At 58.8% G+C, this 22,978-nt stretch carries 20 protein-coding genes and 1 tRNA gene; 10 read left to right on the forward strand and 11 right to left on the reverse strand.

Annotation, left to right across the window (positions count from 1 at the left end; genetic code table 11):
- Nucleotides 1-32: 32 nt before the first annotated feature.
- Complete coding sequence (locus F3J08_RS04520) at nt 33-683, forward strand: recombinase family protein (RefSeq protein ID WP_240149129.1); 651 nt, start codon at nt 33-35, stop codon at nt 681-683.
- Between the two features lie 336 nt (nt 684-1,019).
- On the opposite strand, the gene F3J08_RS04525 is transcribed toward F3J08_RS04520, so the two are convergent.
- The 8 genes from F3J08_RS04525 to F3J08_RS04560 form a co-directional block, all read right to left on the reverse strand.
- Entirely contained in the window at nt 1,020-6,413 is a 5,394-nt protein-coding gene (locus F3J08_RS04525) for a hypothetical protein (RefSeq protein WP_205206706.1), read from the reverse strand.
- A 516-nt stretch (nt 6,414-6,929) separates the two neighbouring features.
- Entirely contained in the window at nt 6,930-8,573 is a 1,644-nt protein-coding gene (locus tag F3J08_RS04530; RefSeq protein ID WP_166928590.1) for a DUF6538 domain-containing protein, read from the reverse strand.
- Nucleotides 8,574-8,660: 87 nt separating this feature from the next.
- Nucleotides 8,661-8,746, reverse strand: a tRNA-Leu gene (locus F3J08_RS04535).
- A gap of 65 nt (nt 8,747-8,811) precedes the next feature.
- Nucleotides 8,812-9,483: a SprT family zinc-dependent metalloprotease gene (locus F3J08_RS04540; RefSeq protein WP_166928591.1), complete on the reverse strand. Its 672-nt coding sequence runs from the start codon at nt 9,481-9,483 to the stop codon at nt 8,812-8,814.
- The gene (locus tag F3J08_RS04545) at nt 9,480-9,983 is read right to left on the reverse strand and encodes a YcgN family cysteine cluster protein (protein WP_166928592.1); all 504 of its coding nucleotides are present in this window, start codon (nt 9,981-9,983) and stop codon (nt 9,480-9,482) included. The genes F3J08_RS04540 and F3J08_RS04545 overlap by 4 nt, the downstream gene beginning before the upstream one ends.
- Nucleotides 9,976-10,422 (reverse strand): hypothetical protein, encoded by a 447-nt coding sequence (locus F3J08_RS04550; RefSeq protein WP_166928593.1) that lies wholly within the window; start codon nt 10,420-10,422, stop codon nt 9,976-9,978. Before F3J08_RS04550 ends, F3J08_RS04545 begins: the two co-directional genes overlap by 8 nt.
- Entirely contained in the window at nt 10,401-11,267 is an 867-nt protein-coding gene (locus tag F3J08_RS04555) for an extracellular solute-binding protein (protein WP_240149130.1), read from the reverse strand. The genes F3J08_RS04550 and F3J08_RS04555 overlap by 22 nt, the downstream gene beginning before the upstream one ends.
- Before the next feature lie 242 nt (nt 11,268-11,509).
- Entirely contained in the window at nt 11,510-12,619 is a 1,110-nt protein-coding gene (locus tag F3J08_RS04560; protein WP_166928594.1) for an ABC transporter ATP-binding protein, read from the reverse strand.
- Nucleotides 12,620-12,693: 74 nt separating this feature from the next.
- Here F3J08_RS04560 and F3J08_RS04565 point away from each other — a divergent pair, with 74 nt between their 5' ends.
- From F3J08_RS04565 to F3J08_RS04605, 9 genes are all read left to right on the forward strand, one after another.
- Nucleotides 12,694-12,972 (forward strand): hypothetical protein, encoded by a 279-nt coding sequence (locus tag F3J08_RS04565; protein ID WP_023980010.1) that lies wholly within the window; start codon nt 12,694-12,696, stop codon nt 12,970-12,972.
- Between the two features lie 153 nt (nt 12,973-13,125).
- Complete coding sequence (locus F3J08_RS04570) at nt 13,126-13,557, forward strand: phage holin family protein (RefSeq protein WP_166928595.1); 432 nt, start codon at nt 13,126-13,128, stop codon at nt 13,555-13,557.
- A 262-nt stretch (nt 13,558-13,819) separates the two neighbouring features.
- Nucleotides 13,820-14,014, forward strand: a complete 195-nt coding sequence (locus F3J08_RS04575; protein WP_122040127.1) for a DUF1656 domain-containing protein — start codon at nt 13,820-13,822, stop codon at nt 14,012-14,014.
- 102 nt (nt 14,015-14,116) lie between these two features.
- The gene (locus F3J08_RS04580; RefSeq protein ID WP_023980007.1) at nt 14,117-15,028 is read left to right on the forward strand and encodes an HlyD family secretion protein; all 912 of its coding nucleotides are present in this window, start codon (nt 14,117-14,119) and stop codon (nt 15,026-15,028) included.
- 2 nt (nt 15,029-15,030) lie between these two features.
- A complete protein-coding gene (locus F3J08_RS04585) occupies nt 15,031-16,554 on the forward strand; it encodes an efflux transporter outer membrane subunit (protein ID WP_122040128.1) in 1,524 nt (507 codons plus the stop codon).
- An 80-nt stretch (nt 16,555-16,634) separates the two neighbouring features.
- A complete protein-coding gene (locus F3J08_RS04590; protein WP_166928596.1) occupies nt 16,635-17,531 on the forward strand; it encodes a DnaJ C-terminal domain-containing protein in 897 nt (298 codons plus the stop codon).
- Between the two features lie 5 nt (nt 17,532-17,536).
- On the forward strand, nt 17,537-17,680 hold the full coding sequence (locus tag F3J08_RS04595; RefSeq protein WP_162993523.1) for a hypothetical protein: 144 nt from the start codon (nt 17,537-17,539) through the stop codon (nt 17,678-17,680).
- Between the two features lie 68 nt (nt 17,681-17,748).
- Nucleotides 17,749-19,281 carry a peptide MFS transporter gene (locus F3J08_RS04600; RefSeq protein ID WP_166928597.1) on the forward strand — a complete coding sequence of 511 codons (1,533 nt, stop codon included), beginning with the start codon at nt 17,749-17,751 and terminating at the stop codon, nt 19,279-19,281.
- 324 nt (nt 19,282-19,605) lie between these two features.
- Nucleotides 19,606-20,322 (forward strand): POTRA domain-containing protein, encoded by a 717-nt coding sequence (locus F3J08_RS04605; protein ID WP_023980002.1) that lies wholly within the window; start codon nt 19,606-19,608, stop codon nt 20,320-20,322.
- Between the two features lie 81 nt (nt 20,323-20,403).
- Here the strand turns inward: F3J08_RS04605 and F3J08_RS04610 are convergent, their stop codons facing one another.
- Genes F3J08_RS04610 through F3J08_RS04620 form a run of 3 tightly spaced genes read right to left on the reverse strand, consistent with a single transcriptional unit; the run spans nt 20,404 to nt 22,966 of the window.
- A complete protein-coding gene (locus F3J08_RS04610) occupies nt 20,404-20,991 on the reverse strand; it encodes a DUF1643 domain-containing protein (RefSeq protein WP_166928598.1) in 588 nt (195 codons plus the stop codon).
- 39 nt (nt 20,992-21,030) lie between these two features.
- A complete protein-coding gene (locus F3J08_RS04615) occupies nt 21,031-21,597 on the reverse strand; it encodes a peroxiredoxin (RefSeq protein ID WP_166928599.1) in 567 nt (188 codons plus the stop codon).
- 22 nt (nt 21,598-21,619) lie between these two features.
- On the reverse strand, nt 21,620-22,966 hold the full coding sequence (locus tag F3J08_RS04620) for a transglycosylase SLT domain-containing protein (protein ID WP_370458664.1): 1,347 nt from the start codon (nt 22,964-22,966) through the stop codon (nt 21,620-21,622).
- Nucleotides 22,967-22,978 lie beyond the last annotated feature (12 nt).

The raw sequence follows: 22,978 nt of genomic DNA on the forward strand, positions 1-22,978 counted from the left end.
CCGGGTGTCCTGTCTCCAAACCGTGTTCCGAAATGAGCGAGGGGGTTTTCATGACACGGTATGGCTATGCACGTATCTCGACCGATGAGCAGACGCATGATCCGCAGCTTCTGGCACTCGAACGGGAAGGGGTGCGGGAGATCGTGTTCGATACAGTCTCGGGTGGGGTTCCGGCGGCGTCACGACCGGGTCTGTCGGAGCTGCTGGCGAAGCTGCAGCCGGGCGACAGTCTTGTTGCCGCACGTCTCGATCGGCTGGGGCGGACCATGCTCGATGTCATGGGGCTGGTGAGCAGTCTTGTGAAACGTCAGGTGCGCGTGAGGCTTCTCGATGTCGGGATCGAGACCGGCACGGCAAACGGGCAGCTCTTTCTGACCATCCTTGCCGGGTTTGCCGAGTTCGAGCGCGAGATCATCCGCGAGCGAACGCGGGCCGGGCTGGAGGCAGCACGACGGAGTGGCTCGCGGCTGGGACGGCCTGCGCGGCTGACCGAGAGGCAACGCAGGCATGTGGTTGAACTGCATGCATCAGGAAAATCTCTGCAGGAAATTGCGCAGATCATGGCTGTCTCGAAAACCACAATCTGGCGCGCGGTTTCCTGCGGGGGAAAGCGTTCCAGAAACGGAGGTTCCGGGACGGCCGCCCGGGCCGCCTGGCCGGTCCGATTGACACCGACACGATAATGACCGGTTCCGGGACGGAAAACGTGGTGGAGGGCGCGGGGTTCGGTGCGAGAGGTCGGCTATAGGGGGAGAGCGGAATGTCGGTTATAGGAAAAGGATGACCGAAAGCAGCCTTTCGCAATGTTCACGTTCATGACAGCTGTCGACCAGAGCCGGCCATTCCCACCCATCGCCATCAATGTCCGCTTCCTGACCCCAAACTGCCAATTCGGCGCCCGAGGCGACGTTCGACAAGGCGTCTTCATTTTTTGGGTCTCTGAGTAGTGGATTCGTCAATTCGAGTGCTGTCATTCGTTAATCTGCACTCGCGCAGCGGCCTGAAATAGGCCACCCAACTCACTTCGCCACGCGAATCTCGCGAAATGCTTCGCTATATTGCAACGCGGCGCTACGGCGATCACCCATGTCCACCAGCAGATCGAGTATCCTTAAGAACTTCTGAGCGAGAGGTAGAGGAAGAGGCGAGTCCCTGTCGGCGAAATGCTGGACAAGACCCGCGATACGGGCCGGCAGCAAGGTGCCGTGCCAACCTTTCAGTTGTACCGTCGTCTCAAGCAAGGTGGCTAGCACTTGGTCGGCGAACGCATCCGCGCGATAATTCTCCTTTGCCCTCTCGCAAAGGGTGAGAAACGACCCCATTACGGACGCCGCCCAACCTGCCACGCGCACGTAACGATCGACGATCGGCTCGATCCGGTCGATCTCGGTCCAGTCGCCGTTGACGTAGCGGGCGGCTAGGGTAGATCGCTCGACCGAGATAAACATCAAATGTTGCGCCAGCCGAGGCTGATCGAAGCCGGAAAACTCTCCGCTACGATATGAGTCCGGATCAAGTTCGGGAGCGGCAAGAAAACGTTCTAGACACGCACCGAGAATGTCGAAAGCACCATCGGGAATGATAGGAGCGTCCAAAACGTACGAGCAAATATACGAATCGACGAAGGGCGCCAGAACCGACCAACAGGCCTTGCCCTCCAGCGCGGAAATCGGCGCTAAGAACCGGTCTCGCACCTCATCGAGCGACATCAGTCCCGACATCCGTCCAAGAACCTTTCCCAATCCGTGGGTCCATTCGAACAGGGACGATGCAGTTTGGTCACGGCGCCCAGACTTGACCCAGGGAGGTTGGTTCTTTTGGTTCGTCCATCCCAGCAAGCTTGACGCAAAGTCTAGAAGGCTCCCGCGCGCTTGGCTGCGACAGACATCGTCCAGTGGAATGCGGGAAAGGATCTTGTCGGCATAAGGATCGTGCCAGAATGTCCTAGGTTCGGCCCAAACTTCGCCTGACCCGTCTTTGGGCCGCGTCTCATCCTCTCCAAAGCGCCGGTAGACTTGGCCTTTCGCTTCGGCCTCGCTCATCTTGATCCATGCTGGCGGCGGCAATGGAAGCTCTGGCCATACAGAATCGTCGCGGTAGAATTTCACAGCGGCGTTCACCGCCTCAGATATCTCCGCCGACGAATGGATGGGTTCGCTTGGACCACGCGAACGATCCCGTGGCATCGGTGCAACGTGACAAAGCGTAAAAGCAAGATATAGGGCGGCCCAGCTCATCCTTGGATCGCAATTCCATAATCTCGAGGCCTCTTCTAGGGAAGCTAACGAAACCACTTCAAGAGGATGAGCAACCAATCCGAGCAGATTTTCCGGTGTGTCAGCCTCTGCCGTCCCGGCAGCCAAATCAGCGGCCAATCCTCGAGCAGTGAATGCTCCGTGATGCCAAGGAATGATCGCGCCTGCTGGCCACATCGCATCGCCATGCTCGGGAGCCGCAATCGCGCGGCGGAGTATCTGGCGGGCCCAAACGAGATCTTCTGCGCGCGCTTCGTCGCGGTAGCGAAGCACGATCGCCGCCGCTGCCGCGACAGCCCCGCGACGTGTGCCGTCGTCTTCTTGTTCAGCTTTCTCGAAGAGATCGGGAGCATCTAGCGTTCGAGCCAGTTCAAGAGCAGATCGAACCGTGAAGCCTGCTCCGAGGGCATCCGTCTCGAACGCCTTTGCACCCCAAGCCCAAAGATTCACTTCCTGCAGGTCAAGCTTGGCACGCTCCGTCTTCGCAACTTGCTCCGGATCGGAGGCCGAGGGACTGACGTAAACAATTGCGACTTGGCCGGGTTCCTCCGTTTGGTAAGCACGATAGTTGTCGGCCTGAACTAGCTCCTCAAATTTCATCGCCTGGGCGGTCAGATCGTCGATCACCGCTTCAACATTGCGATGTTCTTCGTATTCGAAAGGAAGTTGGCTTTTGAAGCCGCGCACAGCCACCTGCACCTTACTGGCTACGGCTTCTCCGCCGACCATGAAAAAGCGCTGGAGATGCCACTCCAGGTGTTTTTTCCGAACGGATCTGGCTTCGGCCGCTTGGATAGCCTCGATGTGAACTTGATCGGAACGGTCATCAAAACCGAAGAAACTCACAGAGCCGGGCGTCAAATCCTGCGTCAGCCGATTGCGATCGGCGACGAGTAAGCGCTGCGACGTCACGAGCGGGAGGACGGTATCTGAAATTGTATCGTCATGCAGGGCGATCATCGCGGCGACACCGAGAATGGCGATGCATTCATTGCCTCGCACGATCCGCTCGATGAGCGCATCAGCTGGCGTGCCTCTGTCTAGCTCGGAAAAGCACCATCCCTCCAATGCCATGAACGCGCAACCAATTGGCTTTGGCACCCAAGCGTTACGGAACCAACAATATTCACGGTCGCCACCCCAAAAAGTCTGGGCTCCCCAAGTAAACGTGAGTTCGAGAGGAAGCGGTGTCCCGTGACTGTCGCGCACATGATGATGAAGCTGGCGCCAGGCCGTCATCGCGAAATTGCACAGCTCTCTCAGCAACCGAAGGGCTTCATCCGGTGCGGATTGGAAGAGCGAATGAAAGGGCTCTCGGAGTGGGGACGCGGGCCAGAAATTGCGAGAGTTACAATCGAGGGAAAGCCTTTCCCAATCGCGATAGTCGAACTGATGATGTCCTATCCACGAGAATGTGCCCTGGACTGCCAGTTGATCCTCACGGGTTCTCTCATCTTCTGGCTTGGCGAGGGCTCGCCTTCGCCGTTCCGATGACTGGTGAGCTTCCTCTTCCTCCCTTGCGACACGCTCATCCGGAAGCTCTTTGCGAAGGTGCTTCAGGGTGAGTTCGACCAGCAACACCGGATGGGTTCGTGCCAGCGTCGGAGAGAAAGGTATTATCTCGACGAAACGCTCCTCCCTCAAGCTTTCCGAAGCGATTTTCCTCTTCAGATAATCCTCGGTGAAACTCGGCTCCGACATTGCGGATCGGAGGATCAGAGTAACGAGTGATTTCCGGAAATCTCCTGATTGAGGGAGGGTCCCCCAAATTGCGGATCGATTAGTGCGGCCTTTGCTCTTGTTCTCGATGTCCAGCTCTTCGAGCCATTTCGCGCACTGGACGAGAATGGATCTGGAAAGCGGATTTTGGACGTCTTTCAGTGCGTTCTGCCAAACCTCGAAAACCGATAGGATGTCCGGATAGAGCCTCGTGGGGACATCCTCGATGCGCCGTAGCAGGAAGGAGATGAATCGTTCCCAGGCGGCGAAATCCGATGGCCATCCCAGAAGATCGGCAATTCGCAGCTGCTGCTCCTTAGAGAGATTACCAGCCAGAATGTTCCGGTTCGGCGTGGTCTTCTCAGCTTGGAACCAGACCAGCGCCTTCTTGAGGAAGTGAAAGTCGTCCGCCGCGGCTGCAGCGGCGAACTGGTCCTCCTTCTGGGCGAAGTCCGCAGCACCGACCGGCCCGAGCAACCAAGACCGGGTCCATTGCGAACGCATTCCGGACGCCGCTGCCCGACTGAGGTGCCCGGCCCATTCTTGAGAATGGGTGTATTCGGATTGAGAGAAAAGCTCGACGACCCGGGCCACCGCAGGTGGTTCTCCACATGACCGAACTTCGTCTAGCCAATCTTCGCTCCGATCAGCGAGAGCGTGAAAGTAGCCCCATTCGAAGAAGATATCATGAGCGAAGCGAACCGAGTGTCCCTTTCGGGCCTGTTGAAGAATGCCGTCCTCAATCAATTGGGAAACCTGAACGATGCAAGCCGCATTAATCTGGTTCAACTTGATAGGTTGGCTGAGATTACGCGCCCGAACCGTTGCCAGTTCCACTATCGCTCGTTGCCGCTCGATCGCGCTTCGTCCGGCGGCATCATATCCGCCCCGCTCCCACCAGTTTTCGATCAGATCGACTTCGGACTGTGGGATGAATAAACTGCCCGTCGCATCGGCCGCGAAACCTTGATCAAGAATCTTAGCGAAAAATGGACGGCGCACGATCTCGCGAACCCGGGAAGGGCCAAACAATAGCGAGCGAATATGCGGCTTATCGGTGGCTAGCAGTTCTGCCTCTTCGTCGCTCAACGTGCCGACATCGACTGTTCCGACGCCAGCGGAGTCCGTGAATTCACCCATCCAATTGCGGATTGGTTCAATGCCGGTATCGCGTAGCGAAAGCACGATTTGCCAGTTATCGAGCACAGGGAACTCTATGATCGTCCTGAGCAACTCTAGGATGATCGGTTGATGTTCCTTTTCAACGCGATCGATCGCATCGACGAACAGGACGCCCGTACCAGTGGCCGCAATCTCCACGAGCAAGTCACGCAGATTGCCGCCTGATAGTCCGAGGGTCGTTGCAAAAGCTCGCCAGCTTCGCCCTTCGAGCTGATCTCCTCGAAGGAAGAGCGCCGGTCCCGCCGACAGCGCTCGCTCGACGCACCGCTTTAGCAGTACCGACTTTCCGCTGCCCGGCAGCCCTCTAATTTGCACGACGCGGAAATTCTGGAGCATCGCATCGACCTTCGCGACAAGCCCGTTTCGCAGGAGGCGTGTGCCGCTGACATCGTCGGGAATGTTTCGTGCGAGGCTGGCGGCCAGATCGCTGAGATGCTCGATGTCGTTCCGGAATCTGGGAGCCCCGCTGAGACGGGCGACCGCCGAAATTGCGCGGACCAGGCGAGCGCGGTCAAACACGCCCGACTTTCCAGCTGAGTTACGCGCAAGCTGGACGATCTTTGACCAGACTAGCGGCGCCTTGCCGATGTCCGGTGCCGCCAATGCGTTTCGGATATTGGCGATCGCAGCTGGCGGATCGACGGCACCTTCGTGCAGGAAATCGAACTGGACCAGAACAAAATGAGCCAAGAACTGATGAACTTCAATGTCGCTGGGGGGCCTCTCCATCATCTCCGTGAGAAGCGTGACAATGTCGTTTCGTACCGTTTTGACTGACGGCCCGGCATTGCCGCCAGTGGCGAATCGGGCAGCGAAGTGGGCGGCATCGACACTTTCGCGCGCCAGTTCGCACAGCGTCGTCAGTGCCCGCGCCTTAGCTGGCGTCACCATCCCAGCAACGACGCCATATCGATCTTCCTTCTTGCGAAAGCTTGGCTTCGCGAGAGTGGCGGACGCGTCTCGGATGATATCTCGAAAGTCTGCGTTCGAGGTGGCCGCGCTGATCGTAAGAGACCGCTTCACCTGAAGGCTGAGGCGAGCGATCTCACCTGTCTCGCTTCGAAAGTCGACAATAACGTCGTCTAGCGGCTCGCCAAAATCACGTTGCTGGACTGCGACTTGATGCACGACACGATCTTCGATCCCTGGCGCGCCGACTTCGGCCAAGAGAGATGCCATATAGAATGCGGCAGCATCACCTTCGTAGGTGAAGCCTTCACCCCCGGCCAGTTCTGATGATTGCGGCAAAATATTCATCCGATTCTGTTAGGCAAAAATGCGCCCAAGCTTGTCGCCCGAACCATAGGTTGGTGAGCAGACATCGCCAAGCGGGCTGTGTCGGCGTTTTGAGAATTGGTAAGCAGATGCAGCTGAGCTTCAGCCTGTCAATATAATGCCGTGACGGCTATGTTAGAAATCATGACCAAGTGGCAATCTATAGTAAACTCGAAGGCTTCTGATGCGATGTTTTACTGACCAAAAGGGTGACCTAAAATGATTTTCGAATGGCAGATATACGATTTACATTCGGAAATACATGTAATTGATTTTTGGGGTTCCTCTCTCTTTGCCATGCTAGCCGGACAACCGCCGAATATTAGCTCCTGACTTGAGCTTCCGTTCGCCCTGCCGCTGGAAAAAGGTAGAAATGTCCCAAACGCGGTCTATCGCGGTTCACATAACAATGTCGGCTTTCGGGCAACCACCATCACCACTTCGATGTCTGCATTGGGGCGTAAGCGGACGAACTGATGTCTAAAGATGAGTCTCCGCTCAACTTTCGGAAATTGCTAAATCAAGCGTCTCGTAACCGATCGCGTCGACAACACGCTTGAGGTTAGGGACGTCAATCGCGGATGTGTAGTTCATGGTCCCCTGGCTGCGATGCGTCGCCTCATGCCCCAGGAGACGGTCAATCCAGATCTCCCGTAGTTCATGCCCGGTATTGCGCAGCTTGGTCGAGACTGTGTGGCGGAAGCTATGGAAACAGACTTCCCTGGGGAGTCCGGCTCTGCTTCGCAGGCGCGCAAAGGCCTGAGAGAAGCTTGCCGAGCGGTCGCCGGTTTTCGTAACGACAAGATCCGGGAACAGCCAGACCTGATCGGGCTTCATGAAAGACAGAATACCCTTTGCAATCAGCTCAGGGTGGATTGGTACGATGCGTGTGCCTGCCTGTGTCTTCGGGGACCATCCATTCTCGTCGTGCGGGCGGATCTGAAAGCAGGCGACACCTTCGATATTCTTGATGTCGGCGCAGCGCAGGTTGCAGATCTCACCGAGTCTCATACCTGTATAGGCCGCAATATTGATGATTGCGGCTGCCGTGCGTGCAGAGGGAATGCGGCTCGACCATGGTGTCGTACTGAGCTGCGCCAGCTCAGCATCGCTGAAGCAGCGTCGTTCGACCTTCTTCGTAACATGGTAGTCCCAGCCTGCCCAGACATTGCGTGACACCAGATCACGCTGCAACAGGAGCGCCCAAAGAGCGGAGAGACGAGAGAAGTGGTTCTTGACCGTCTTGGCGCTGATGGTCTCGAGCTTCTCGGTTTCAGCGCGCGCGACCTCGTCACGGATCGAACGACCGTTGCGCTCCTTGCCGTGGGTGGAGGGAAGACGGAAGAGGAGATCACGGAACTCGCCAGCGGTCTCTCCGGTAATCCGTTCAACCTCCATGTCGCCGAAGGCATCGATGAACATAGTAAGCGCTTTGCGCGTGCCGCGTTTCGTATCCTCTGAGCGATTGGTATCCGGGTAAATAAAACGCTCCGCAGCCATGCTGACCGTCAGAAGCTTTGAGCGGGAGCCGGAGCTTGCAAGCTTTTTCCTTGGCGTGGATGGTTTGCGTGGGTCTGGTTCAGCAGTCAGCGGCACTGGGGCGATAGGTTCGCTCTTCGTAGCGGTTCCAATGTCGACGACGATGCTTTTCAAGAGATCGACCTGAGCGGCCAGATTGGCGGCCTCCGCACGCGCTTCAGGCAGATCCTTCTTCACGATTTTCCGCATCGTTTCGAGCCGCTCGGTATCCTTGGCAAGATAGGGGCCGATGATGGAGAGAAAACGCGTTACAAGGTTGTTGAACTCGAGGAAGCGTACCTGAACCTCTGTCATTTCCCTTTCATGCTTGAGTTCGAGCAGGCGCATTTCGATGGCATGGGCAGACTCGGTATCGCGAACGAAGCTTTCATAAAAAGTGATGATCTCATCCGGTGTGGGCGGTCGGGCTTTCGAGTCACTCATGGCGCGCACCTTGTCGAAGAACTGTCCGGTCCGGTCATATAGCTGTGCCGCCCGTCTGCGAGCCTCGAGTTTAGCCGAAGTATCAAGCGAAAGGGAGATCTCGGACCGCCTCAGGAGAGGCTGAATATCCTTCGGCACGGCCCTGCGAAAATGGTAGCGGGACCCGATCAGACGCAGCATCAAAATTTCCCATTCTGGGAAGAATTCCGGGAAAACCCCGGTTTGACGCGATGAGAGACAAAAAACCCATCAATTTCAATGAGATAGTGGTGCGAACTATGGGACTCGAACCCATACGCCCTTACGGACTCGAGATTTTAAGTCTCGTGCGTCTACCATTCCGCCAAGTTCGCACAGCACGGCTCAGGCTCTAGCACGTGGGCGAGGGGGTGAAAATCCCTTGCGGGCTGCATAGCCATTATCCCAGCGCCATCAGCGCTGTACCATGCTGCCTGAGCCAGGCTTGTGCCGGCTTGCGGTGTTCATGAAACCGCTCCACCAAAGCCCAGAAGGCCGGACTATGGTCGAAATGCGTCAGATGGGCGAGTTCGTGCACCATCACGTAACGGCGAACAGGTTCAGGCATCATGATGAGGCGCCAGTTCAGCATGACCCGTCCGGTTCGTGTGCAGCTCCCCCAGCGGGTGCGAGCATTGCTGCAAGCGAAACGCGAGATCTGGCACGACATTCGCTCTGCCTCATGGGCGAGTTCGGCGGGGAGCATCAACCCGGCCCGATGCCTGAGGAAAACCAGAACCCGTTGCTCGAAGCGCTCAACAGGACCGTTGATCCGTAGGCTACCCTTTTCCATAACGGCGCTCTGTCTCTGCTCCGGCGCATGAATCAGGGTGACCGGGTGATCATCAAGCAGGATGGTGCTTCCCGGAACAAGGGCCGTCACAGCTGGCAGGGCATTGAGTCGTTCGCGCACCCAGCTGTCGTGAGTGAGCAGAAAGCGTCGCGCATGGTGCAGCGATAAATGGCGGGGGCAGGTCACCACGACCTGACGGTTGGCGCTGTCGATGCGAAGCGAAATGCGCTTGGCACGCGCAGAGTGTCGCCACGTCACCGGGTAGGCGGGGTCTGTCACCAGCGTCGTTTGGTTGAAGGTCGCTTGCGCCGTTTTTTCGCCACGCCGGGGGGAATTTCCGCCGGCCACTCAACGATATGGTCTTCCAGCATCCCGGCTTCGCGCTCGCTGATCATGCGGCCCTTTCCCGAGATTCCCGCTTCGTGCACAGAGTTAGCCGAGCCCGTGCGCAAATGATGCCAGGCCGGGAGGTCCTGCCCGTCGCGGATCAGCACATAGGCGCAGCTTGGAGGCAGCCAGTCGATATCGGCCAGAATTTCCGGTGTGAGCGAGACACAGTCAGGCACCTTGCGAAACCGCGTGGGATATTGCGAGCACTGACAGGTTTCCAGATCGAGCAGACGGCACGCGACATTTGTGAAATGGATCGCGTCGGTCTCTTCATCACGCAGCTTGTGCAGGCAGCATTTGCCGCAGCCATCGCATAAAGATTCCCACTGCGCCTTGGTCATCTCTGACAAGGGGATCACCTGCCAGAAAGGATGTTCGGAGTCAGACATGGACAGGCTTTGCAAGCATGAAACAGAAGGTGAGGGCAACAAGAGAAATCAGGCAGGAGAGCAGGATCGGACCTCTCAAAAGGGGAAACCACAGCAGGCGTATGCGTGCGCGGGAGCCCGCCCCCAGGCCGGATGCTGCGCGGCTCAGCGCTTCAACTCTACCCACAAGCCTCCTGTAGATCGGCAAGGTGCAGAAAGGCGCTGAGAGAGCGCCGCTCATGAGCATCGCACTGTGAAAAGGCCAGGGCGGCGGGGCGCTGCTCAACCAGAATGCCCCGATCAAGGATGCCCAGGCCGCGTGTGTGTAATAGGTTTCCTGAGCTGGCTGTCGTCTGAGGTGGGCAACGCGGGGAGCAACAAGAGCAATCAGAGCCAGGCAAAGCGCCCAACCGCCAATAAGTGCCAGCAAAGAGATCATCATGGCGTTGCCGTCAGCCATGCCTGAAAACGCTTCTGCAAGGCGTAATAGTTTATCGCCCAGAAACCATCGTTTACAGCGAGCATATGGATATCTCGCCCGTCCTGGGGGGCATCCTGCGTATCGTCATGCAGTGGCGTCTGATCGCGCAACATTTTCAGAACGGCCTCAGCCTGCTCGGGAGAAACGTTGCGCGGTATTGCCCAGGAAACTTTCTGGCGCAGGGATTGCCGCCATTGCACCGCAAAACTCGCTTTATCCCCAAGGTCTGCCAGCCGATCATGGGGGGTGGAAAGCATAAGGGCAGCCCCACTGCTCATGATACGTGATGCTTCCTCTGGCGTGCGCCACCAGACCAGATAAGGTCGCAGCTGATCGAGCTTGCGGAATGCGCGATCCACCCCGGCAGGGGAGGCGAGGGCAGTATAGATATCGCCGGGCGCAACGCCATCAGCCATGAGGGCAATTTCAAGCGTGCCACGCGGGTCAAGGCGCAAGGCGCGCTTGCCGGGATGACGGGCTATGTCCCAGAAATCGCTCCAGCTAGGCGCTTCGTCTCCCAGCCTCCCCCGATCCCATGCCAGCACAAGGCTGTCCTCGCCAGCAGCAATGCCACAAGGTGAAGCCGGGGGATTGTTTGCCACCGCAGCACTCGTCGATACGGGCAAGGTTTGCACCACGCCATCGCGGCAGGCGGCGTAAAGCGTCATGTTATCCATCATCGCGGCCAGCCACGCTGGTTTATGTGTCTGTGCAGCCAGCCGCAGCGTCGGAAGCGTGCCGTCCCACTCCTGCAATGGGTAAGGCTGGTCGGGCATCAGGAGCGAATGTGCGTCCAGACTGCCCGATAGCACGGCAAGACCCAACTGGGATCTGGAAGGATGTACTGCCTTTTTTCCTGACGCATGATGTGCAACGTGGCGGGCGTGATGGGTCGTCGCGACGGCCTGACATGAGGATGAAGGCAACGCTACGGACAGGCAAAGCGATACCAACAACGAGTATACGGCTTTGCTACAAGCGTCGCGTGTCAAACGACCATGTCGGATAAGGGTGGGCGACGCGTTCAGGAAACGGCCTTTCTATGAAAAAAAATACGGAACATCCCTTATAGATCGTCTTTCATCGGAAAGGCCACAGCCTGACTTGCCTGCCATGCAAGTTGCATGGGCGTGCCGGGCGCGAGGTGGCGGCCGGACTGCAGGAGCGGGCGTCTCATCTCTATCTCCACACCGTCGGAGAGACGAAGCCTCAAACGCATCTGCTCCCCCGTATTCAGCACGGATTGCAAGGTCGCGACGAGAGGCTGTGGGCCGTCATCATCCAGCACAGAAGTCGAGAAGAGCGGCGTTATGCGATCAGGGCGTATGCAAAGCACACAAAGGCTGTCTTCCTCCAGATCAGCGTCGGCAAGTGCCTCTACAATCCCGCCACTGGCGAGATGCACAGTGGCAACATCATCTTCGATTGTCAGCGTGCGCCCAACCAGAAGATTCGCCTCCGCGAACAGGGAAGCAACCCAGGGGGTGGCTGGGCGATCAAGCAGAATGCTGGCGTTGGCGCACTGGACAAGGGTCAGCTTGTCGAACAGCGCGATGCGTCCCCCCAGCCAAACTGCATCCTCACGACTGTTCGCGGTGTAGAGCAGGGTCAGGCCGAGCGCTCTGTGTAGCTTCGTGATCAATTGACGCGTTCGGATGATGGCGCGCAAGTCCAGCCCGGACAGAATATCATCCAGCACAAGGACTGAGGGATTGAAGGCCAGCGCCCGCGCCAGCCGCAGCCTCAGATCATACTCGGGGGACAGACTGTCAGCACGGGTCGAGGAGAAAGCATCGAGCCCGAGAAGCGCGAGACGGTTGCTGACGATGGCGTTCATCTCATGAAGCGGCATCCCCCGCACACGCAGGGAAAAAGCAATGTTGTCGGCAACGTCCATATGGCCGAAAACAGGTTCGCGCGCCGAAACCAGTGCGATATCACGCCTCTCGGGCGGCTCTTCAAGAATTGGCTCACCGTTGATCATGACGCACCCCGATGCCGGAGCTGCAAAGCCGCTCAGAACATCGCAGAACAGACCTAGCTGGTCGGTTGTCTCACTCAGCAGGCTGATGGCCTCGCCTCTGCCCAGCTCGAGAGAGAAGCCGGGTGCTCCCGCCGTCATCGAAAGCGCATGTATCGACAGTGGCGGCTGATGTTCCCGCGATGAACCTGACATGAAACCTCGCCTGAACTCTAAGCGTTGTATCCGAAACCATAAGATACGGTTCAGACCGTTTGAGGAGTTGTGACATGAGCAAGACCGACGTCAAGAAGTCTGTAGATAATGCCAGCAAATCGGCTCAGGAACAGATCGACAGCCTGAAGGACCAGCTGGAGCAGCTGCTCAAGGATCGTATCAACCCTGCGCTGCTTGATGTTGCAGGGCGCGCCGATCAGGCAGTGGCCAATGCCCGCGAGATCACAGACGTGCAGCTTCACAACGCCGAGGCCCGTGTGCGTGCTCGCCCCATCGCTGCGGTTTTGATTTCTGCAGTCATTGGCTTTATTGCAGGACGTGTCTCCAAATAGGCTGTCTTCCCTCCTGGATAAGGCGGCCTCCTGTTCCAATCCGTTTCAGGGTTGGATGTTCGGTGGCCGGCTTGCCCGGGTTGATCTCTGGCGGGTTCGCCTCTGGCACGTCCAGCACTGGCACGACTACACCGTAAAGGCTTGCGAATCTCCATGAAGGTCATTGATGTCGGGCAGGAAGCCCTTCAGGCTCAGGGCGAAGTTCTGCAGCGCGTGGCGATGCGCCTCGGCCGCCGTGTAGCCTACTTCGTCATCGCGGCCATTTTTGGGCTTTTTGCCCTCGTCTCGTTTCATGCCGTACTGTGGGCTTTCGCATACAGTGTCCTTCACTTCTCGGCTTTTGCTGCGGCCTGCTCGGTGCTTGGTCTTGACCTCCTGTTTGTGGTCATCTTCGGGTTGCTCGGCACGCGTAACATTGCTGACCCCGTAGAGTTCGAAGCCAGGCTGCGTCGTGATCGCAAGATGATCGAGTTCAAGCAGACACTGGCCCTGTCAACCATTGCCGGATTGCTGGTTGGCCCCATTGGCCGTTTTACAGGCAAGCAGCTCCTCGAGATTCTGCGTAATATCTTCACCCGGCGGTAAACCTGCTAACCGCGTTGTGAAATTTGTTGCTCTAAATCTAATGCAAAATTCAGGTTTGCCTTCTGGCGGCAAGCCTGGGTTTACCCTATGACCTTCCCTTAGTTGCCTCAGGCGTCAGTTCTGGGGCTTTTCCGGGTTCGGTCAGGACATCCGGTGTCTGCGCCCCTACAGCATGGCGGAAAATCCCGCACTTCATGTTGCCGGGCTTGGCTCTCCTCCTTCTGATCCCGCAAGGTCGATAGTGGAAGGAGAAGGGAGGCTGATGCTCGCGGAATTCGATCTTTTCGGCGTATTCATATCTCCGATGGCCATCTATTTCCTCGCCGCCATTCCCGTCACCCTTTTCATCCGGTTCCTGCTCTGGCGTACAGGCGCCATTGAGTGGTTCTGGCATGTCGCCCTCTTTGAGGTTGCGCTTTATGTCTGCGTTTTCTGCCTGCTGGTGCTCTATGTGTGAGCGCAGGGCAGCTTTGGAGATGGCCTTGGTTGGCCTTGTCTGCAGTTCTCCAGGCCTCGTGTATCTCGTCCTGCAATCTGTCCCACACAAGGAAATGCCTCCGTGTTGCTCGCTCGTACACTGATCCGGGTCTTTCTGACATTCGCGGTGCTCGGAGTGACGATCCTGCTGGGCTACACGTTGTGGGAGACCTACATGATCGCACCCTGGACGCGCGATGGACGCGTTCGCGTGTATGTGGTCGACGCAGCGCCTGAAGTGTCGGGAACAGTGGTCAGTGTGCCGGTGCATGACAATGATTTCGTTCATCGTGGCGACCCGCTTTTTGTGATCGACCCGGTACGGTTCCGCCTCGCGATCAAGGAGGCGGAGGCCCATCTGGCGAGCGCCGAGGAAGATCTGAAGCTCCGTCGCAACGATGCCAAGCGCCGCATGGGATTGAGCGGTATCGTCTCGGCTGAAGAGCAGGAAATCTACAACTCCAATGTCGAGACGCAGGAGGACGCGGTCAATGCAGCGCGTGCCACGCTCGATGTGGCGAGGCTGAACCTGCAACGTTCCATCGTCTACTCGCCGGTTGAAGGATACGTGACCAACCTCAATCTGCGCGTGGGTGACTACGCGCATGAAGGGCAGTCCCGCATGGCGGTCATCGATGCTGACAGCTTCTGGATCAACGCCTATTTCGAGGAAACGAAGATGTGGGGCGTGCATGTGGGCGACGTCGCCCGCGTGAAGCTCATGGGCTATCGCGAAATCATCCCGGCCCATGTCGTTTCCATTGCCCGGGGTATCAACGATCAGAACGGATCGCCGGACAAGCTGGGGCTGCAGGATGTGAATCCCATCTTCACCTGGGTCCGTCTGGCGCAGCGTATTCCCGTGCGTATCCATCTTGATCGCGTGCCGCCCGAGGTCATCCTGGCGGCCGGAATGACCTGCACGGTCACGGTCGGTACCCCGCCACAGGGGCAGCGGGGCCGTCTGACCACCTGGCTGCAGAACCATCTCTGATCATGGTGTCTCTCTCCCGCAGGCTTTGCGCCTTCACTTTTGCTGCCTCGCTTCTTGCTGGATGCACGGTCGGGCCCGCCTACAAGCCCGACCGCATGAAACTGCCCGATGGCTTCGTCGAGACCGATCACGCGGCCACCGCAGAGGAAATCGCCCGCACTGAGGCCGAGATGAAGGAGTGGTGGGGGCAGTATAACGATCCGCTGCTCAACCGGCTCGTGGCGCAGGCCATCAAGGGCAATTACGACCTGCTCATTGCCGACCAGCGTATCATCGCCGGTCGCGCGATGCGTGAAGAGGCCGCATCGGCCTGGTACCCGCAGCTTGATGTCAACGCAGGCGGTGGCTCAAGTCGATATTCCATCAATATCGACAACTGGCCCATCAGGCCCGGCAATCCGCAGAACCGGCCAGAGGCGTCGGTCCTGACCTATGGTGCCCAGGCCAGCTGGGAGATCGATGCGTTTGGACGCATCAGGCGCGAGGTCGAGGCGAGCGAGCGCGCCATCGATGTGAGTATCGAGGACCGACGCGCCACGCTGATGACGCTGCTTTCGGATCTGGTACGCGCCTATATCTCGCTCCGGGGGGCGCAGCTACGTTTCTCGATCGCGCAGGCCAACGTCAAGAATGCCCAGAGTGAGGTCGATCTGACCAAACGTCTTTATCTGGAGGGCATAGGCAACACGCTTCAGACCGCGCAGGCGCAGAGCGAACTTGATAGCGAACTGGCTTCGCTCGAACCTCTCAAGGCCCAGATCGACACGCTGAGTCACGGGGTGAGCGTGCTGCTGGGCGATATGCCGGGCGATCTCAAGGCAGAGCTTGAGGCATTGCCCAATGGGACAGCCTCCCTGCCGGTCATGCCACGCTTTCCGGCCACATTGCCCTCGATCGTCGTGGCCAATCGCCCCGATATTCGTGCCGCCGAGCGGGGCTATGCCGAGGCGACGGCTCGCATCGGCGTGGCCGTGGCCCAGCTCTACCCCAAATTCTCGATTCCCCTGACATTCAACCCGAATGCCTCCGCCATGTATCAGGCGTTTCAGGTCAATGCGATGAGCTGGTCTTTCATGATGCTGGCAACCCTGCCGGTCATGCACGGGGGGCGTTTCACCTCGCAGGTGGTCGAGGCGCGCGCACGGGCCGAGGCCAGCCGTCTGACCTATCGCAAGACCGTGCTCAATGCGTTCCGCGAGGTCGAGGACGCCATGACATCATGGCTGCATAACGACCACTATGTCGCCCAGCTGCATCAGGCAGCAACCGATAGCGGTCTGGCAGCGGACAGGGCAAGGCGGCTCTATGCCGCGGGTCTGACCGATTATCTGAATGTTCTGACGACGCAGCGCACCTTGCTGGGGGCTCAGGACCGTGAGGCAGTGGCCCGTACGGCCAGACTGCACGATTCCGTGGCGCTCTATACCGCGATGGGCGCAGGGTGGCAGGGTGTGGCGATGCGCGATACGGACTTGCCAATCGATGCGGCAAAGCAAAGTATCCTTGCAAAGGCCTTCTCGCGCTAGCTCACTTGAATTGCCGGCGATGGTCACAATATACAACGTATGAATTCTGTAGTATTCACGAAAAGCAAGGAGATACAGGCGTGAAAGACCCTTATGCAGCGCTTGGCCTGACGCGTAGCGCCACGGATAAGGAGATCCGCAGCGCCTATCGCAAGCTCGCCAAGGAACATCATCCGGACCATAATCCGAACAACAAGAAGGCTGAGGAGGCCTTCAAGGCCGTTGGTGCCGCCTATGCCATTCTGGGCGACAAGGAGAAGCGCGCGCGCTTTGATCGCGGTGAAATCGATGCCGAGGGGAATGAGAGAGGGCCCTTCGGTGGCGGCCAAGGTTTCCATGGCGGCGGTAACCAGTTCAATCAGGAAGATCTGGGGGCCTTTTTCTCCGACATGTTCAGCGGCGGTGGCACCGGTGCCGATTTTGGCGGAGGGCCATTTGGCGGGCGTCGTCGGACGCGTCGCGGGGCAGACCGCTCCTATACACTGACAGTCTCGTTCGAGGATTCCGTGCTGGGCACGACAAGCCGTGTGACCTTGCCCGAGGCGGGAACGGTCGAGGTCAAGATACCCGCCGGAATCGAGGATGGTCAGACCCTGCGCCTGAGCGGCAAGGGCGGTGCCGGTATGGGAGAGAATGCCCCTGCCGGTGATGCGCTCATTACGATCTCGGTGACGCCAAGCACGATCTATACCCGCGATGGTCGCGATCTCAGGGCAAATGTGCCGGTTGATCTGGAAACAGCCATTCTTGGCGGCAAGATCGTGATCCCGACGCCCAAAGGGCAGGTGACCATGAAGGTGCCTCCCCATTCCGATACCGGTACGGTGCTGCGGTTGGGTGGCCGTGGTGTCGCCGAGCACGGCCAGCACAAGGCGGGAAACCTGTACGTCACGCTTCAGGTCAGGATCGGTGACGTCGATCCCAAGCTCGAAGCGTTCTTTGCCGAACAGCGCGCGCAGCAGGCTGAGGAGGCCTGATAACGGTGGCGAGGCCCGGTTTTTTCGACTGGAAGCTGATCTTCACCCGTGAGGTGATGGGGGCGATTGTTGCCCTTCTTTCCACCGCATTGCTCGTGGTCCTTTGCTATGGCGGCATGAGGATCTCGGGGATCTGGGCCGGACTTTAGTCTTTCCATCACGGGGGAGTGTGATATCTCGGGTCCACTGATCTGATTTCTTGACCCGGACCCCCCTCATGAGCTCATCCTCTCTCACAGAGCTTCCGACGCGACGACAGGCCTTCTCGGTCGTCTTCGCGATCGAACTCTGGGAACGTTTTGGCTATTACGGCATGCAGGCCGTACTGACGCTCTATCTGGTTCAGCGTCTGGGGCTGAGCGACGTGGCAGCCAATGTCATGATCGCCGCCTTTGTTGGTCTTACCTACATCACCCCCGTTCTTGGCGGCTTTGCCGGCGATCGCATCCTTGGCCCGAGGCGCACCATGCTGATGGGTGCGTTTGCGCTGGTCTTCGGTTATGCAGCGCTTGCGCTTGCTGACCAGCATCGCTCATTGCTGTTTTTCGCCATGGCCCTGATCTCGGCAGGGAATGGCCTGTTCAAGCCCAATGCGGCCAATCTGGTACGTCGCATCTATGAGGGCGACGACGCTGCGCTCGATGCCGCGTTCACCATCTATTACATGTCGGTCAATGTGGGCTCGACCGTCTCAATGCTCATCACGCCGCTGCTGCAGGATCGCTATGGACCTGCAAGCGCCTTCCTGACCTGTTCGGGCGGGCTTGTCGTGGGGCTGGCCTATTATTTCTGGCGTCGCCGCTGGATCCATCACGCTGGCTCAGCGCTGGATCAGGGGCCTTTCCAGTTGAAACCGTTTCTGACTGTGTTTGGCGGGTTTGTACTGACCGTGCTTGTGCTGACAGGCATCATCGCGAGCCCCGGGATCGCGCGGCTCTGCGTCTGGTGCGCTACGGCGGCCATTGCCTTCCTGTGGGGGCGTCTCTACTTGCGCTCGGGCAATGCAGCCCGACCCGGTTTGCGCCTGACTTTCCTGCTCTGTCTGGAGAGCATGGCCTATCTGATTTTCTATCAGCAGATGATGACATCGCTCACGCTGTTTGCGCTGCGCGCTGTCGATGGTGATCTTCGTATCGGTGGCGTCACCCTGGTGCATCTCAGCGCTGGCCAGTTTCAGGCGCTCAATCCGATCTGGATCATGCTGGCGAGCCCGGTTCTGGCGGCCCTGTATAATCGTTTGGCCCGCCAGGGGCGCGACCTGTCACTTGCGCACAAGATGGTGCTTGGCTTTGGCCTCGTGACGCTGGGCTTCCTTATCTGGTGGATTGCCGCTTCTCATGCCCAGCCTCTGGTTTCGGCTTGGGTCATGGTTCTGGGTTACGGTCTGATCTCGATTGCCGAGCTTCTGACCATGGCGCTGGGGCTGGCGATTATCGCTCGCTACACACTGCCCGAAAGCAGTGGCTTCATGATGGGGTCGCTCTATCTGCTATGGGGCGTGGCTATGTACGCTGGCAGCCTGGTTGCCAATTTCGCTGCGGCCACGGGCACACCGGCAACGGGCGCTGCGGCGGCGGCGCTCTATGTGCCTCTCTTCCGCGATTTGTTCGTGGCAGGGTTGATCCTGACAGGTGTTCTCGTGTGCCTCTTGCCGCTGGCGAAGCGCTGGGATCGTGAGCACGTTATGGCGACAGGCCCGCACGTCCATCCTGATGCCCGCTCCGCCATGCCTGCCGAAATGGAAGGCTAGTCTTCCCGGGTCGGAGCGGTCTCTCTGGGCCGCCCCGACCCGCATCTGTACTCATGTTTTGCAGGTCGCAGGGGACGGCAGGAGCATTTGATGCTTTGCCGCGGCGTATCGTTTCTACTCCCGGCAGAGGCGCTTCTCTGTTTCCCAGCTAAAGGTTCAAGGCCGAAACGTGCCGTTCTAATGCTTTTGAGAGCAGGCATTTCTTGCAAGCGCCCCTTGCTCTCGAGACGCCGCCTCCGGCGCGTAAGAGGTTGAGCGGTGACCCGGCAACCTGCTTCAGGCCTGTTTCCGACATCATGATATCCCTGAAAGATGAGACGCAGAATGGCACCGCACGCGCGGGTTTTGCCAATTGCTTCGCATGATGCCTATGATCCTGCCGTTCAGAATGACCCTGTTCAGAAGGACGACAACATGAAGCCGAACTCCCGTCTCGCTCTCGCCGGTCTTGCTCTCATGGCCGGTACGGCGGCTCTGCCCTGCCTGCCCGTCACAGGGCTCGTTTCGCCGGCATTGGCTGCCAGTGCCCCGGCTGCCGACGCACCGCTGACGCTCAAGATTCTCAAGGTTGAGGGCAACAAGGCCGTCTCGACTGACGAAATCATGGCCGCACTTCCCTATCATGTGGGTGATACCGTCACGCGCGATCAGCTCGATGCAGGCGTGCAGAAAGTGGCGGATCTCTACAAGGCCAAGAATATGGGTGCCAAGTTCAGCGAGAAGGAGCGCTTTGTCAAAAACACGGTGCAGTTCTATCTCGTGATCGAAGAGCAGGCACCGCAGGCCGCCGCAGCCCCCGCGCCGTTCGTGCTCGACAAGGTCGAGTTCGTTGGCAACAAAAAAGTGCCGACCGCCGAACTTGAAGCTGTGACGAAGCTGCGTCCCGGTGCCACTGTGACAGCAGAGGCCGCAACCGCTGACACGCAAGCTATCCAGAAGGTCTATCAGAAGCATGATCTGGGCGTGCAGATCCAGCCAGTCGCCACCCAGCCCAATCACGACAATCATGTCGTGCTGACCTATCAGATCACCGAGAAATAAAGCGGTCCGATATCGTCTCTCGCTATCAACCGGCGCAGGGTACCGCGGTACCCTGCCAGCCGAATCACCTGACTTTTCCCATCAAGGGGCGGGCTGACCATCCAGCGCCTTGAAGAAGGCCTCGTCTAGCCGGACTGGTGTCAGGGCAGATGGAAGGTAGAGGGGGTGCTCGGGTCGGCCTCCCTTGCTCAGCCTCAGAACGAACAGGGGGATCCCGGCGGCGTGGAGGGCTTGCGCGACATGGTTGCCGCGTGCCCGTAATGACGGGTGGGTGGGTGAGCCATAGGCCAGTATCACCTTGTCGGCCTGCCGCGCCATATCGAGCAATGCCGCATCATTGCCTGGCCCCACAGGGTCCTCGACTTCAAGCAGACGCTTCTGGTCCGTGCAGCGATAGCCAAAGCTGTTGCCGACAAACATCGCGCCATACTCCCACTCGCGGGCATAGCGCTGGCATTTGGCAACGGTCCGGTCGTCGCCATACTCGGTGGCCACAGACGGGTTCATCATAAGCCACATGATGCTGGGCTTTTCAGGCGCCCATACCCTGTGCAGGCGGTAGCGATAGCAGTCACCGGGGCCATCGTAGAGGGCGGTGCTGGTCACGTCACCCTGCAGGCGCAGGGGACGCGAAGCACCAACATGGTGGGTCTTGTCTGATGAAGTCATGAACGAAGCGGCCACCCGTCACAGCATGTGGCCCGATCCCTATTTGCGGCGGTTCTTCATGGTATCGGCCTTGAAACTCTTCAGCGCTGCCAGCGCCTTGCTGACATGATTGCCCGGAGAGTCCGTGCTGATTGTGTCGATAATCTGCCCTTCGGGTGCGATCACATAGGTAATCCGCTGCGCAATATCGAGCATGGGCATCTTGGCATCATACAGGCGCGTGACCTTGCCATCCGTATCGGACGCTACGGGGAACTGTCCCTTGATCTGGCTGACCGAGAAATCATCCAGTTTGTGAATGTTGTCCATCGATACGCCAATGACACTGGCGCCAAGCGCCTTGAACTGGGGCATGGCGTCCGCAAAACCATGCGCCTCGGCCGTGCAGCCCTTGGTGAAGGCCGCCGGGTAGAAGTAAAGCACGACGGGGCCGTTCTTGAGAGCATCGTGCAGCGTGTAGCTGGTTTCCTGCCCATTCTGCGTGGCGGGGAGCGTGAAATCCGGCGCTTCACCCCCTTGTTTGAGCGCAGCGTGTGCCGAGGGGACCGCCGTCGCTATCGAGAGTGACAGGAGAGCGGCGGAAACGGGGATAAAACAGCGTTTCATGATGTCTCCACAGGGAGCTTGGTCAGAATGATGATCCCGGAGAGACGACGACGCAGGGTGTGTCACGGCCCATTTTCCGGCAGGCGGCCACGGCATTGTCATGGGAGAGATTGACCAGACGCGCCCGATACAGATGCGCCCGGCCCGACTGCACCGTGGAAACCTGACTACGCGCACCGGAAAGCGAAGTTCCAGCGTGATTCTGGGCCTGGGCCACAGCACGTGTGGCCTGCACGGCAGAATTATACGCGCCCACCTGGATAGCCCAATTGCCGGGTGTGATGGCCGGGGCCGCGCGGGATACAGCAGTCTGGCGGACGGGTCGGGGTGTCATGACCGCCAGTACGGGTTCGGCGGAGAGATGTCGACCGACGGGGATAGGCTGTACCGGTGCCCGCCCCGCCCAGGCCTGCGCCACGCTGTCGGTGCTGGAGTCAGAAGATGTATCCGAGGCGGAGGTCGTCAGACTTGCCATCTGGACAGGAGCAGGTGAAGGCGTTGCTGTGATACCGCGGGCAGCCCAGGCAGAGCTGACAGAATCGCGGTTCGAGGATGGTGCAGGCGCTTCGGCCACCTGCATGTCCTGCTGGTCGGCACTATAAGTAGCTGCCTGCGCCTGATGTCGCCATGCTGCACGAACCGAGGCAGTCTCACTGTCATTCTGGGCGACCATCGTCGCAGCCGAGGGGTCGTGCTGGGCCACCAGCAGATCGGCAGCCGAGCGGTTACGCGGCCAGATCCCCGCAATCTGCGGTCCCACATGGGCTACATAGCGACGGGTTTCGCGCGGCAGAGCCCGCCCCCGGCGAAGATAGGAGTCCAGACTGCCGGGACCATCATTATAGGCTGCCAGAAAACCCGGAGATCCGTAGATATCGTACATCTGCCTGATATAAGCCGTGCCCGCCATGATATTATCGTGCGGGTCATAAGCGTCATCACCGAGGCTGTACTGCATGCGCATGTCGTCATAGGTGGGGGGCATGAGCTGCATAAGCCCCATTGCTCCCGGTGCCGATGTAGTGAACTGGCCATTCCGGTCGTATAGCCGTCCGCCCGACTCCTGCATCATCACAGAGCGTATCCAGGTTGTCGGTACGTCGAACCGCTGAGATGCCTCCTCGATATAGGGTCCCCACGGATCGTCTGCCGGGCCGGGAGGCGCGTAATAGGATTTGGCATGCTCGCGATAATGCGCGGCTTCCTGGGCAACAGGGACCTGCGGGCGCTGAGGTGTGCTGGCGCAGGCACTGAGTAAGGCCGTTATCCCCGTAATCAGTAGAACGCGCTTTGGTGGCATTCCCGCAAGACGGGACCAGCCGACTTCATTCTGTCCGGCCTGAATGGTCGAGTGACGGGGAGGGGCCATGATGGATTTCAC

The sequence above is a fragment of the Asaia sp. As-1742 genome (assembly GCF_011753235.1).
GTDB lineage: Bacteria > Pseudomonadota > Alphaproteobacteria > Acetobacterales > Acetobacteraceae > Asaia > Asaia bogorensis_B.